The sequence below is a fragment of the Nocardia grenadensis NBRC 108939 genome (assembly GCF_001613445.1).
Lineage (GTDB): Bacteria > Actinomycetota > Actinomycetes > Mycobacteriales > Mycobacteriaceae > Nocardia > Nocardia grenadensis.
On the sequence record NZ_BDCJ01000003.1, the window covers coordinates 67773 to 82052 of the forward strand.

Annotated in this window: 10 protein-coding genes and 1 pseudogene; 7 read left to right on the forward strand and 4 right to left on the reverse strand. The window is 65.3% G+C overall.

Annotated elements, in window-relative coordinates; translation table 11 throughout:
• Positions 1-538: 538 nt before the first annotated feature.
• On the forward strand, positions 539-2323 hold the full coding sequence (locus tag NGR01S_RS02575) for an acyl-CoA dehydrogenase family protein (RefSeq protein ID WP_063034550.1): 1785 nt from the start codon (positions 539-541) through the stop codon (positions 2321-2323).
• A 297-nt stretch (positions 2324-2620) separates the two neighbouring features.
• Positions 2621-3898 (forward strand): cytochrome P450 family protein, encoded by a 1278-nt coding sequence (locus tag NGR01S_RS02580; RefSeq protein ID WP_245664405.1) that lies wholly within the window; start codon positions 2621-2623, stop codon positions 3896-3898.
• Here NGR01S_RS02580 and NGR01S_RS02585 read toward each other — a convergent pair.
• Positions 3888-5129, reverse strand: a complete 1242-nt coding sequence (locus tag NGR01S_RS02585; protein WP_063034551.1) for a cytochrome P450 — start codon at positions 5127-5129, stop codon at positions 3888-3890. The genes NGR01S_RS02580 and NGR01S_RS02585 overlap by 11 nt on opposite strands.
• 170 nt (positions 5130-5299) lie before the next feature.
• On the opposite strand from NGR01S_RS02585, the gene NGR01S_RS02590 reads away from it, so the two are divergent.
• On the forward strand, positions 5300-5563 hold the full coding sequence (locus tag NGR01S_RS02590; RefSeq protein ID WP_063034552.1) for a tyrosine-type recombinase/integrase: 264 nt from the start codon (positions 5300-5302) through the stop codon (positions 5561-5563).
• Between the two features lie 143 nt (positions 5564-5706).
• Complete coding sequence (locus tag NGR01S_RS02595; protein WP_169811854.1) at positions 5707-7317, forward strand: hypothetical protein; 1611 nt, start codon at positions 5707-5709, stop codon at positions 7315-7317.
• Positions 7318-7326: 9 nt separating this feature from the next.
• Here NGR01S_RS02595 and NGR01S_RS02600 read toward each other — a convergent pair.
• Positions 7327-7605: pseudogene (locus tag NGR01S_RS02600) on the reverse strand (Tn3 family transposase); the annotation flags it as partial.
• Between the two features lie 115 nt (positions 7606-7720).
• On the opposite strand from NGR01S_RS02600, the gene NGR01S_RS02605 reads away from it, so the two are divergent.
• Together NGR01S_RS02605 and NGR01S_RS29905 are read left to right on the forward strand one after the other, a co-directional pair.
• On the forward strand, positions 7721-8221 hold the full coding sequence (locus NGR01S_RS02605) for a hypothetical protein (protein WP_063034555.1): 501 nt from the start codon (positions 7721-7723) through the stop codon (positions 8219-8221).
• A 221-nt stretch (positions 8222-8442) separates the two neighbouring features.
• Entirely contained in the window at positions 8443-8625 is a 183-nt protein-coding gene (locus NGR01S_RS29905; protein WP_084480304.1) for an RNHCP domain-containing protein, read from the forward strand.
• Positions 8626-8691: 66 nt separating this feature from the next.
• Here NGR01S_RS29905 and NGR01S_RS02610 read toward each other — a convergent pair whose 3' ends face one another.
• A complete protein-coding gene (locus NGR01S_RS02610) occupies positions 8692-9246 on the reverse strand; it encodes a dihydrofolate reductase family protein (RefSeq protein ID WP_063034556.1) in 555 nt (184 codons plus the stop codon).
• A gap of 1035 nt (positions 9247-10281) precedes the next feature.
• On the opposite strand from NGR01S_RS02610, the gene NGR01S_RS02615 reads away from it, so the two are divergent.
• Complete coding sequence (locus NGR01S_RS02615; RefSeq protein ID WP_063034557.1) at positions 10282-11880, forward strand: serine hydrolase; 1599 nt, start codon at positions 10282-10284, stop codon at positions 11878-11880.
• 8 nt (positions 11881-11888) lie between these two features.
• On the opposite strand, the gene NGR01S_RS02620 is transcribed toward NGR01S_RS02615, so the two are convergent.
• Positions 11889-14279, reverse strand: coding sequence for an ATP-binding cassette domain-containing protein (locus NGR01S_RS02620; protein ID WP_063034558.1), 2391 nt, complete (start codon positions 14277-14279; stop codon positions 11889-11891).
• Between the last annotated feature and the right edge of the window lies 1 nt (position 14280).

A 14280-nucleotide genomic window follows, 5' to 3' on the forward strand; every position in this document is an offset into this window, starting at 1 on the left:
AGCCCATAGTCCACAGAACAGCAGGTCATCGGCCTAGACCAATCGTTGTGATTCTTCCCCATGAGACCGAAGAACGATTGTGGCACAATACTTTCCGTGTCTCGGTCGGTCAACGGCAACTCTGCGGCAACGATGATGTCGCAGGCTGACGCGACCGCAAAATCGGTCCGGCGGCGCACTCACGCCACCGCCCGGCCGATACGGGCAGACCACCCGCCACTCCCCGGTGGGGCGCCGGCGACCGCCGGCACCATCGCCGCAATCCCCGCAACGCATCGGACGACCGCACCCCGCCCACACCGGCGCACGGTACGCGACTCCCGTCGGCCGGGCCGCGGCGAGACGCCCCACCTGAAGGTGTGTGGTGCATCGAGTTCTTGACAGGTGATCGTCCGGCACCAGCGCTCCGGCGCCGGCGGTGCCCGTGCGACAGCGCGGTAACCGCCGGCGTCCTGCGCCGGTGCCCGGTAGCGATGGCCCAGTATGCCCAACGGTGAACGAGTGAACCGCTGGGACCGGAAATAAGTAGGAGGCGGTTATGGCTACCGACGCGTATCTGGAACAACAGAATTCGCTGGCCGACATCATTCGGCACGGCAGTCCGGAGTTCCATCAGCAGCTGCAGAAGATCCTCAGCAACCCGGACTACGACGTCACGGAGCAGCAGAGCCAGGAGCAGCGGCGTCTCAACGCCTACGACCAGTTGGGTGACCTCGTCAGACAGATCGGCACCCGCGCCGTCGCCACCGACCTACCCAAACTGTTCGCCGTATTCGACCAGTGCGCGATATTGGCGACCGACCTCATCCCACTCATCTCCGGCCACTACAACCTGGCCTCGGGCAGCCTCGCCACCCTCACCGACTCCGACTCCGCCGCGCCCTACCTCCTCGACCTCGACGACGCCTCCAGCGTCGGAGTCATGCTGCTCACCGAATACGAATGCGGCTCCAACATCCAGTTCATGCGAACCACCGCCACCTGGGACGGTGACGGATTCGTGCTCAACACCCCCGACCCGAGGGCACGAAAATTCATGCCCAGCGTCGGAATCGAAGTAGCCCGGGTCTGCGTCATCGGCGCCCGGTTCATCGACGCCGCCGGCATCGACCAAGGCGTCCACCTGTTCACCGCACGCCTGCGCGGCGCCGACGGAGCCCCCGCCCCCGGAGTGAACATCACCCAACTCGACCACCAGCCGCTGGTCATCATGGACAACTCCGTCATCAGCTTCGACAACCTACGGATCGAACGCGACGCCTGGCTGAGCAACGACCTCGCCACCATCGACGACAACGGCGTACTCACCTGGCGCGACGAAACCAGCCGCAAACGCGCCTTCGCCTCCGCAATCAGCCAGCTCACCGTCGGACGCCTGGCGCTCTCCTCCTGCCTGAACGCCGAAGCCCGCGCCGCGCTCTACATCGCCCTCAACTACGCGAGTAGGCGAGTCGTTCCGATGACACCGACCGACAAGCCGTACATGCTCGACATCCCCCACGTCCGTGACACACTACTCACCGACCTGGCCGGCACCGTCGCCCGCACCCTCTACGGCAACGCCGTGAAAACCCAACTCGCGGGCAGCGACCTCACCGCCCGCGACACCGTCGTATCGGTCATGCTGGCCAAGGACTTCATCCAACGGCACGCACTCCAGACGGTCACCGACTGCCGCGTGAAAATGGCCGCCCAAGGCATGTTCAGCGCCAACCGGGTCGCCAGCTACCTCGGAGTCTGCCACGCCGCGATGACCGGCGAAGGCGACGTCTCCGTCATGGGATCGGTCGCCGGTCGCGTACTGGCCAAACAATTCGCCGGCACCCGGCCACCCGAACCCGTCCTCCACAACCCCGCCGACCCGGCGGACCGCGCACGCCTGTTCAGCGCCCGCACCCGCACCATCGCCCAGGAAGCACAACCACAACTGAGCACCCCGACCCTCGAAGCCCGCCTGGAAGTCATCCCGGACGCCCTGGAACTCGCGGAAGCCTACTGCGTCGAACAGGCCCTGCGCATACTCGACGAACACGCCGCCCATCCCGAGATCGCCGCCGTCCGTGACGTCTTCGCCCTCGACCAGATCGACAAGCACGCGTCCTGGTACCTCACCCACGGTCTCCTCGACGTCGCCGCCGTGAAAGCGGTCAAACAGCAACTCCGCAGCGGACTGCTCTACGAGGCCATCGACACCCTCGCCGACAACCTCCCCGCCCTGCTGGCCGCCTTCGAATTCGACGACGAAATGCTCGGCGCCCCGGTACTGGCCGACGACCTGGCCGCCGCCTGGGACTCGCGCTGCCACGACCGGCCCCGGCGCTGACCCTCCGCACACACACCCGGGCAGGGCACCTCAGGCGGGGCGCCCTGCCCGGGGCGTTCGTCGCACCCCGCACGACTCCACCGATGTGGCGAATGCGACGGTGTCCGAAGCGCGTCGGCGCGGCCGTCGGTCGAATACGGGCGGTATCGACCGATACACCGACCCGCGAAATATGTTCGGATTACCCGCAATAAGCCACAAATCCGTTGGCGGAGAACAACATAACCACCTGGCCACCGTAGCCCGGCCCACGCCTCGGTTAGTATTCCTCCGCAAACCGATATCAAGGAGATCTACGTGTATCCGCAGTACACCCGACAGGGTGCTGTCACCGGCTCACCGATCGCGGACGGTACTCGAACCCCGATCTACAGCATCGAGAACGGCCCCCGGGTCCCGATCTACAGCGAAGAGTTCGCCGCCGACCCCCATCGGGCCTACCGCCAGATGCGCGAAGCCTACGGAGCGCTCGTCCCGGTCGAAATCTGGCCCGGAGTACCCGCCACCCTCGTCATCAACTACGACACCGCCAAAGGCATACTCAGCGACGGCGACCGCTTTCCCGCCGACCCGAGTATCTGGCAGCGCGACCTTCCCGAGAACTGCCCCATCACGCCGATGGTCGAATACCGGCCCAACGCCATCCGCACCAGCGGTGAACAGCACCGGCGGCTCCGCAAAAACGTCGTCGAAGCACTGGAGCAGGGGATCGACCTGAACACGGTCCGCCCCATGGTGGAACGATCCGCCTTCCCGCTCATCAACACCTTCTGCGAAACCGGCCGCGCCGACGTACTGAACCAGTACGCCCTTCCGCTGGTCTTCTCGGTCCTGTGCCAGGTCCTCGGCTGTCCCGAGGACATCGGCCAGCGGGTCGCCGCAGCCAGCGCCCAAATGTTCGACAGCGTCGACACCGCGCAAGTCAACGCGGCCTTCGGTCAGGCCCTGCTCGAACTCACGCTCCTCAAACGTGTACACCCCGGCGACGACGTCACCACCAAGATGATCCAGGACCCGGCCGGCCTGACCGACGAGGAAGTGGTCAGCCAGCTCGTCCTGCTGTTCGCCGCCGGAGTCGAGCCACCCGTCAACCTGATCGCCAACACCCTGGTACTGATGCTCACCGACGAGCGGTACACCAGCTACGGCGGCGACGGCCACCTGACCACGAAGACCGCACTGGAGGAGCGGCTTGCCACCGACCCCCCGATGGCGAACTACTGCATCACCTACCCCCGCCAGCCCATCTACGTCGAAGGCCAGTTCCTGCCGGCCAATCAACCGGTGATCATCAGTATGGCCGCCTGCAATACCGACCCCCAGAAGAACACCGGCGAATTCATCGACAACGGGTGGAACCTGGCATGGAGCACCGGCCCGCACGCCTGCCCCGCACACGCCCGGCCGTTCTCGCTTCTCCTCGCGCAGGAGATCATCGACCAACTTCTGGACGCCCTTCCGGAATTGCAGCTGGAAGTACCCCCGGAACGCCTCGTATGGCGGCCCGGCCCGTTCCACCGCGCATTGACAGCATTGCCGGTCGTATTTCCCCCTTCGCCACCGCTCAGCGCCTGAAAACAACAACCCCCGGCGAAATATTCGAAAAGCGCCACGAAGCGGTGAACAACACCGAGAACTGAAGGCTGGGACGCGGGCGGTGCGGCAACCGGACACCACGGAGGTCACCCGGAAACATTGTGCCCGCCCGCCACCACAGCCGGCTCGAATCCTCCCCGAATCCACCACCGCCTATTCCAGGAACACCGGCAGACGATCGTGCCCGTTGACGATGAAACCGGGCACCGTGCCGAGTTCCTCGGGGGAGACGGCGAGCTCCATCCGCGGAAACCGCCGGAAGGGCCACCAGCGCCTCCAGCCGCGCCAAAGGCGCACCCGGACACCGGTGGGCACCGTACCCGAACGCCATATGCTCCTTATTGCTCCGGGCCGGGTCGAACTCGTCCGCACTGTCGCCGTATACCGCGGGATCCCGGTCGGCACCGGCGGGGCAGGAAAGAATCGGATCCCCCTCGGCGATCGCCACACCGCCGACGACGAGATCCCGCACCGCGTAACGCAGCGGAGCGTGCGCGATGGACGGCTCGAATCGCAGCACCTCCTCGATCACATCCGCCCAGTCCACACTTCCGTCGAGTGCGGCGGCCAACTGCTCCGGATTGGTGAGCAGCAGGAAGATCGCCTGATCGATGAGGTCGACCGTGGTCTCGTGTCCGGCATTGATCGTCAAATAGAGCGTCCCGACGAGTTCCTCGACACCGAAATCCTTCGCGGGATCATCGGCGTGGGAAATCAGCGTGCTGGTCATATCGTCGGCAGGGTTCTCGCGCCGATACCCGACCAAGGCCTGCAAGAGCCCGATCATCTCCTCATAGTTGGCAACAGCAGCCTCCTCGCCCAACGCGATATCAAAAATACCGTCCACACACGACCGCAACGGCCCGATCAAATGCTCGGGGACTCCCATCAACTCGTTGATCACACGCAGCGGTAGGGGGTAGGCGAAACGCTCGCGGAGATCCACGGCGTCGCCGACCGGCACAACATCCAGGGCCGCCACCAGCTCATCGGCGATCGACCGGATCCGGGGCTCCAGCGCCGCGGTGCGCCTGTTGGTGAAAGCCGGCGCCACGAAATTACGGAGCCGACGATGTTCGGATCCGTAGGCGGTGAACATCGAGCGCGTATTCACCCAATTCAGGAGCGGGAAGTCGTTACCGATCTCCCCATCCCGGAACGCCGGCCAATGCTGATACGGGTCCTTGGAAACCTCGGAACCGGACAGCACCGCCTTCAGGACGGGGGCCCGGAAACATCGACGAGAAAAGTCACGCTAAGCAGTTGCCGCAGATAGGGGCGTACTATACGCGATAGTTGTTCGGCTGTCCGGGCGCTATAGGCGTTGCGGGGCGGGGCGATCCGGGAAACTATCTGCGGTAGTGGGGTTCGGAGGCGGGAATGGGGCGGGCGCGGCTGTCCTACCGCCGTGCGGCGGAGCTGTTCGAGAACCATACCGCGGGCTTTGATGATGGCTCGTATACGCAGGATCAGCTGCGGCATTCCCGGCTGACTCATGCTGCGGAGGACGGCGCGTCCACTCCGGTGCTGATGAAATTGTCGGGGCATACCTCGGTACGGAGTCTGGTCAAATACGCGCGGAGCTCCGACGAGGGGGTACGCCGGTATCAGGCAGGCAGCGACCCTGCTGCGCAGCGGCCATGACCTGAGGCGGTGAGTGTCGTGCCAGGTGCCATCAGGTGGTGGGCGTCGTGAGTGGGGCGCCTCTGAGCGGTGCGGGACGAGATTTGCTCCAGCGCATGCGCGACGACATGGTCGAGGTACTCACTCACCGAGCCAGTCCCCACTTGCATCGCACACTGGGTGACCTGGCCGAAGAGGTCCGTGGGACACGAAGGATCAGCGACGCCGAACACGACGGCCGTGAACTGGTGGAAGCCGGCATGCGTCGACCGGATCCGCCGACAGCGCGCGAAGGTCGGGGCGGTGAAGGTGATCGGGTTCCCGATAATGTGGCGGCGTTGCTGGCCAGCGTGCAGGCGAGCGGGGTGGATCCTGGGACCGCGACTCGGGTCGAGCGTGCGGTGCTGGACAGATATCAGCAGCAAGTACAGGTGCGGGAGCGGAACTTGCGGCAAGAGTTCCTCAATAACAGATCCCGCGCCCTGCGCGACCGAGGCGAGTCCGCGGACGCGGCCAAAACCATCGCGAGAAACGAAGTCGACGATTATCTGCGTGGGGGACGCGCCCAGCAGCTGATCACCCGCGACGCCGCAGGGCGCACCACTGAATGGGCAGACAACATCGGACTCGCCCCCGTCCTCCGCGAGATCGCGACCTCACCACGAACAAGGCTGGAATCGGTCGATGACACACTGGCCCGGCTGGCACGTTCCGAAGGGAGCTCTTCGCTGCCCAAGGGCCTGAGACAGGCCCTCACCCGGCTGGAGAACAGCAACGCCGATCCCCGTGCCGTCGACCGGGCTACGAGATTGCTGCACGACCGCTACCACGAGTATCGGCAGCAACCCATGGCCAACACCTACCGTGAGACCCTGCTCGAGCGGCGGGCCGAGTTCACGCGCGACGGTTTTCCCACGCACGTCGCCGACCGCCTCGCTCAACGCGACACCGAAGCCTTCACCCAAACCCCGAAGGCACAAAGGATGATCGACAGCGTCGCGGCGAACAACACCAACCAGTGGTTCGAGAAGATGCGCGGCGCCGCCGACCGTGACGGCGTCGATATCGCCGACCGGCTCGCTGATATCCACCGGTACGAACATCAGCCGGTGCCCGAGCCCGAACTCCGCGCAGCCGCCGATCGTCTCGATGCCATGCAGTCCGACCTCGATACCACTCAACACCAGCTGAACACACTGCTGGAGAGGTCACCGGAACTGGCAGGCAAGGGTGCTGACCGCTGGCAGGAAGGAATCGACACCACCCGCGAAAGAATCTCGCGCCTCTCCGAGACGGTGCGCGCCGGAACCGCGGGAGGTGAAACCGTCACCCGGCGGGCGATCAACGACGCCGCTCTGCAGGGCCCCGAAGCCAATGTCCATGGATACGAAGGCGAAATACGGATGGCCGCGAAGCTCGACAACATCCACGATCTCGGCCCGCTGGTCGACGTGAGCACCCCCACCGGCACCCGGATGGCCAGTGAGGTCGATATCGTCACCGACCAGGGCCGCACCTGGCATGAAGTGAAAACCAATGATCCCGACGCTCAGCGATCGAGCCAGAAGGATCTCGAAGCGCAAGCCCGCAAACAGCTCGCCATCTCCCACATGAACCGCGAGTACTGGGTCGACGGCAAGCCGCCGGAGCTGAAGATGCACTTCATGAACGGCGTGAACCCCACGGTGAAGTCCCGTATCGAGGCCATCCGCATCGAAGACGAGAACGGGCATATTCTCGACAACCATCGTGTCGAGGTCATCGACGAATCCTGAGCAGGAAACTCACTCGCTGTCAGGGGCTTCCGGATCACGTAGTGGACGGTGCGCTCCGCCGAGACCGGGCAGATGGAAACTGTAGTGCCCATCGATTCCGATATGACTGCGCACGGACGGTGACAACCGGGCCACATCCGCATCGTCGAGCGGGTAGTCCTGGACGTGGAGCTCGGCCAGTGCCCGGTCCATGTAGACGGTGTTCCACAGCACCACACAGTTCAGCACCAGGCCGAGTGCGGAGAGCTGGTCGTCCATGCCCTCGTAATAGACCGGGGTCATTTCGCCTTTGCGGCCGTGACTGCCGCAGTACGTCTACGCGAGGCTCTGCGAGGACCCTGTTCCGTGGGTCCGCGCGCAGCTCGCGGACAACCCCGCCATCGACGAAGGCGCGATCCGTGTCTTGGCCTTCGACCGTGGCCACGATGTCCAGCGCCGCCTGGCCTACCATCCGCGCCTACCACTCGATATCCTCTCCCACCTTGCCGAGGCCACCCGGATCGGCTCAACTCTGCTACCGCGTACCAGCTCGGCCTCGACGGCCGAGGCCGAGGAACTGGCCGCGTCACCGAACCCGGCCCTGCGGCTGCTCATCGCCCAGCGACGCGATCTGCCGGCCGGGATGCGTAATGCGCTCGCCCGTGACCCGGATGCGAAGGTGCTCAAGTCCATCGCGCCGCACCCAGGCCTGTCGGAAGCCCAGTTGCGTGCGATGGTCGCGCTTCACGGTGTCCGGGTGATAGCGAAAGTCGCAGCAAATCCTGACGCCACGTCGTCCCTGCTGGAGGACCTGGTAGAACATCGGCCGCCGGTGCAAAAGGCGTTCCGTGAGATCGCCCGCCACCCCAACGCGACGGCCGTGGCTCTGCTCGCGTGCCTCACCGATTGCCAGGCCAGACCATAGGCCGCCGGCCACCGTGCCCTGCCGCCCTCGATCATCGTTGAACTGCTCGACGACGAAGACCCGCAGGTAGTGGAAGCAACGGCAGCCAATCCGACCTTGCCGCATGCCGAGATGACCAGGCTCGTGCCCTGAGCGAAGCAGGTCGGACAACACCTCGTTCGCGCGACGCGATCCGCGGCCTCGCCCCAACCCACCGCCTTGTCCGAGCCGGGCGGCTACTCATCGTTTGCGCCCTACCCCCGACATGCGGCAAACCAGGGGAGACCGGCGAGTGGGTGATCATCCATCGGTGCTCCGCATGTAGCGCGATGGGCGCCAACCGCTCGGCAGGCGACGACAACCCTCTCGCGCTCGTCCGCATCGCGGTGCGGCCGGTGGTTGTAGGGGATCTCGCAGCAGGGTGAGGTGAGCGAAGACCTCCGCGGACGATGTGGATCGAGAGACCCATTCACCTCGGTCCGCGAAGGTCTTCATACCTCGGCGAGATAGCGCAGCATCACCGCGGTGTTGAATTGCCTCGTCTCGGCCAATCGGAGCCGGAGGCGCTCGGGGAGTGCGGGGAACATCGGTGTGCCGCCACCGAGCGCCACGGGCGACAGGAACAGCTGATACTCATCGATCAGCCCGTGCGGCATCAGCGAGGCCGCGAGACTCGCGCCCCCGACCTCCATGATGCCCTCACCGCCCGCCTTGAGCCTGCGGACCTCCTCGACCGCGTTCTCGCCGACCAGCGTGCTGTTCCAGTGCACCTCGGTGAGCGTCCGAGAGAAGACGACTTTCGGCTTCTCCGTCCACAGCGTGGCGAACTCGCGCTCGATAGGCGACGCGTCCTCGGGCACCCGCGGCCAGTACTCGGCCATCAGCTCGTACAGTCGACGGCCGTGCAGCGAGACCTCGACCTCGCGGAAGCGGTCGTTGTGGAACTGGTGCAACTCCTCGTCCGGGTCGGTCCAGTCGATACTGCCGGCGCGGTCGTTGATATAGCCGTCCACAGACACGCTGAACCCGTAGATCAGTTTCCTCATAACCGGGTAGACCCGCTACGCACTCGGAACTCATCGGTGCGCACCGCATCTTCTGTTCCCACCCCGGGCCGGGCCGGTCGGCCGGTTTCCCGAAGTTGGTCGCTGATCTTCTCGACGGGCACGCGAGGGACGACGACGAGGGAAGGGGAGACTGCGCCGTCAGCTAGTTGACATAATGTAGATTATCGGCGTTCTTGGGCGGGCAGATCCAGCGGTGTAGCGGCGCCCTACCGCTGAGGTTTGCGTGTGCGGATGCGCGCCGCCTTGTCGTCCGTCGACCGCAGGAGCCGAGCTCGGGAGAGTGTTCACCACATATGCGATGGCGGGTATTTTCTTCTGTCGGCCTTGCCATTTTGCCCTCCCGTGGCTTTGCGATCCCCCAGTTTGCAATTCGTCACATGACGTAATGTGACGCAGGGAGGCCCGCGCGTGTCCGGTTTCAGGGCAGCCCGATAGGTGCCGAGCAAGGGCCGGTGGGCCGCCACCTACAAAGTGAGCGTTGACGGCACTGTCGTTACTTGCAGGTGCACACAGCTCGCTGGCCGCACTACATTTGCGTTCGCGGCCCGATCCGCCGACGATCTCCGGGCTGCTTCGATTTTCGACCGAATCCGTTGGCGCGACAACAGAACCGGCCCCCTCCCCTCGCATGCATCGAATGCGATGCCTACAGTCCATATTCCTTATGTATGAAGCCTCTTCCGTTGTTCTTTCTACGATTGGCCGATCATCTGGAGTGCAACGAGAAGAAGTATCTTATTAGTAGATGCGCATATCGCCGTACTGATATGATTTAACTCTATGCCTGCTCTATATGGATGAAGCCGGGTTCACGGTTTCACTGATGCGATATGGCGGAGCGCGTACCGACCGCTAACCCGCTCCTGCTTCCCCTCCCGCCGCAAGCGACACTCCCCTCCCCTGTCCCGCGGCCACCGAAAACACAGCCGGCCACGTACCGGGCACGGTCGCAGACGGGCGTTAGGCTCGGGACGGACTGAACTCGTGTCAGCGACGACCTCCCGGAGGCGAGCTATGCGCAGACGTCGGCTGGTAGTTCTCTGTGTCTCCGTGGTGACCGCCGCGGGACTGGTACCGGGGTGCGGGGACCGGGAACCGACCCCGGTCCCCGGGGCGGCCGCGCCCTCGACCTCACCGTCGGATCCGCGACCCGAGCAGGCGGCCGGGGTCGCCATACCGGGCGGCCGGGTCGACCATATTCTGGGCACGCTCGAGTATCGCGCCGAGGAGTTGATGCGCGACACCGATATTCCGGGTATGGCGGTCGCCGTCGTCTATGACGGTGAGGTGGTGTTCCAGAAGGGTTTCGGGGTACGGGACGTCGACGGTCGGCAGCCGGTGAACCCGGGGACGGTGTTCCAGTTGGCGTCGCTGTCCAAACCGGTGGGGGCTACGGTGATCGCGCGGCAGGTGCAGGAAGGGGTGGCGACGTGGGATACGCCGATCCGTGAACCGGCACCGTGGTTCGCTTTGAAGGACCCGTATGTGAGCGACCATGTGACCATCGGCGACCTGTACGCGCATCGTTCGGGGTTGCCCGAGCACGCCGGGGACAAGCTGGAGGATCTGGGGTTCGATCGGACCGCCGTTCTCCAGCGATTGCGGATGCTGCCGTTGGCGCCGTTCCGCGATTCGTACGCGTACACGAATTTCGGTCTCACCGCGGCGGCGATCGCGATCGCGGATGCGTCGAAGCAGCGCTGGTCGGCGTTATCGGAACAGGCTATCTATCGTCCGCTGGGTATGTCCTCGACCAGTTCCCGGTACGCCGATTTCGTCGCGGCGGGCGACCGCGCATCCGGGCATGTGCTGGTGGACGGAAAGTACCGTCCGGCGCGGCCGGGACGCCAGCCGGACGCCCTGTCCCCCGCCGGAGGTGTCAGTTCGTCGGTGACGGATATGGCGCAGTGGATGATGATGGTGCTGGCGAACGGGAAGCACGGCGGTGCGCAGGTGGTGGCGCCCGAGGCGCTGCTGCCCGCGCTGACACCGCAGTCCGTGTCGGCGCCGCCGGCCGAGGCGGACGCCCGGGCGGGTCAGTACGGGTTCGGTTTCAATGTGGGTAACTCGCCGGCGGGCCGGGTGGTGCTGAGTCATTCGGGAGCGTTCGACCAGGGTGCGGCGACCGCGATGACGATGATTCCGTCGGCGAATGTGGGGATCGTGACGCTGACCAATGCCGCACCGATCGGGGTGCCGGAGACATTGAACGCCGAGTTCGCCGATCTGGTGCAGTTCGGGGAGGTGCGGCAGAACTGGTGGGAGCTGTATTCGAAGGCGTTCGAGCAGTTGAATGCGCCGGTCGGTGAGCTGGTCGGGGCCCCGCCACCGCCGAATCCGGCGCCCGCACGACCGCTGGAGGATTACGCGGGTGAGTACGGCAACGACTATTTCGGTCCGGCGTCGGTCGCGGTGGACGGTGACGCACTGCTGTTGATGATGGGGCCGCGCCACGTCGCGATGCCATTGCGGCATCGCGACGGTGACACGTTCGTCTTCTCCCCGGTGGGTGAGAGCGCGAATCCGGGCAGTGTTTCGCAGGCCCGGTTCGACGGGGATCGGTTGTGGCTGGAGTTCTACGACTCCGACGGGTGCGGTACGTTCGTGCGCTGATCTCGGCGTCAGGCGCGGACGTAGGCGGCGAGGTGTTCGCCGGTGAGGGTGGAGCGGGCGGCGACCAGGTCGGCGGGGGTGCCTTCGAAGACGATGCGGCCGCCGTCGTGTCCGGCGCCGGGGCCGAGGTCGATGATCCAGTCGGCGTGCGCCATCACGGCTTGGTGGTGTTCGATGACGATCACCGATTTTCCGGAGTCGACGAGCCGGTCGAGGAGTCCGAGCAGTTGTTCGACATCGGCGAGATGCAGGCCGGTGGTGGGTTCGTCGAGGATGTAGATCCCGCCTTTCTCGGCCATCTGGGTGGCGAGTTTGATGCGCTGCCGTTCACCACCGGAGAGGGTGGTGAGTTGCTGGCCGAGGCGCAGGTAGCCGAGCCCGACGTCGGCGAGCCGGTCGAGGATCTTGTGTGCGGCGGGGATGCGGGCGTCGCCGGAGCCGAAGAACGCTTCGGCTTCGGCCACCGACATGTCGAGCACTTCGGCGATATTGCGGCCGCCGAGGGTGTATTCGAGTACCGCGGCCTGGAAGCGTTTGCCTTCGCATTCCTCGCAGGTGGATTCGACGGTGGCCATGACGCCGAGGTCGGTGTAGATCACACCGGCACCGTTGCAGGTGGGGCAGGCGCCTTCGGAGTTGGAGCTGAACAGGGCGGGTTTGACGCTGTTGGCTTTGGCGAAGGCTTTGCGGATGGGGTCGAGGAGGCCGGTGTAGGTGGCGGGGTTACTGCGGCGGGAGCCGCGGATGGCGCCTTGGTCGATGGTGACGACGCCGTCGCGTCCGGAGACCGAGCCGGTGATGAGTGAGCTCTTGCCGGAGCCGGCGACGCCGGTGACGACGACGAGGGCGCCGAGCGGTATGTCGACGTCGATATCGCGCAGGTTGTGGGAGTCGGCACCGCGGACTTCGAGGGCGCCCGACGGGGTGCGCACGGATTTCTTGAGGGCGGCGCGGTCGTCGAGGTGGCGTCCGGTGAGGGTGTCGCTGGCGCGGAGGCCGTCGACGGTGCCCTCGAAGACGATCCGGCCGCCGTCGCTGCCGGCGCGGGGGCCGATATCGACGATGTGGTCGGCGATTTCGATGGCTTCGGGTTTGTGTTCGACGACGAGGACGGTGTTGCCCTTGTCGCGGAGCTGGCGCAGCAGGTCGTTCATCCGCTGGATATCGTGCGGGTGCAGGCCGATGGTGGGTTCGTCGAAGACGTAGGTGACATCGGTGAGCGAGGAGCCGAGGTGGCGGATCATCTTGGTGCGTTGGGCCTCTCCCCCGGACAGGGTGCCGGAGGGGCGTTCCAGGGAGAGGTAGCCGAGCCCGATATCGGTGAACGAGTCGAGCAGGTGCTGCAGGCCTTTGAGGAGTGGGGCGACCGAGGGTTCGTCGAGTTCACGGACCCAGTCGGCGAGATCGCTGATCTGCATGGCGCACAGGTCGGCGATGTTCTTGCCGTTGATCTTGGAGGCGAGGGCTTCCTTGGTGAGGCGGGTGCCCCCGCATTCGGGGCAGGTGGTGAAGGTGACGGCGCGTTCGACGAAGGCCCGGATATGGGGTTGCATGGCGTCGACGTCCTTGGACAGGAACGATTTCTGGATGCGCGGGATGAGGCCTTCGTAGGTGACGTTGATGCCTTCGACCTTGATCCTGGTGGGTTCTTTGTAGAGCAGGTCGTGCAGTTGTTTCTTGGTGAACTTCTTGATGGGCTTGTCGGGGTCGAAGTAGCCGCAGCCGCGGAAGATACGGCCGTACCAGCCGTCCATGCTGTAGCCGGGGATGGTGAGGGCGCCCTCGTTGAGGGAGAGGCTGTCGTCGTAGAGGGCGGTGAGGTCGAAGTCGGTGACCGAGCCCATGCCTTCGCAGCGGGGGCACATGCCGCCGAGGCGGCTGAAGGTGGCTTTCTCGGCGACCGTTTTGCTGCCGCGTTGGACGGTGATGGCGCCGCTGGCGGTCACCGACGGCATATTGAAGGAGTAGGCGTTGGGTGAGCCGATATGGGGGTCGCCGAGCCGGCTGAACAGGATGCGCAGCATGGCGTTGGCGTCGGTGGCGGTGCCGACGGTGGAGCGGGGGTTGGAGCCCATGCGTTCCTGGTCGACGATGATGGCGGTGGTGAGGCCTTCGAGTAGGTCGACGTCGGGGCGCGACAGGGTGGGCATGAAACCTTGGACGAAGGCGCTGTAGGTTTCGTTGATCATCCGCTGGGATTCGGCGGCGATGGTGGCGAAGACCAGGGAGCTCTTGCCGGAGCCGGAGACGCCGGTGAATACGGTGAGCCGCCGTTTCGGGATCTCCAGGCTGACGTCTTTGAGGTTGTTGACGCGTGCGCCCTGGACCCGGATGAGGTCGTGGCTGTCGGCGGCGTGTGTCGCGGACGCCCGCGTACCGGTCTTCGTGGCGGTGGTCATC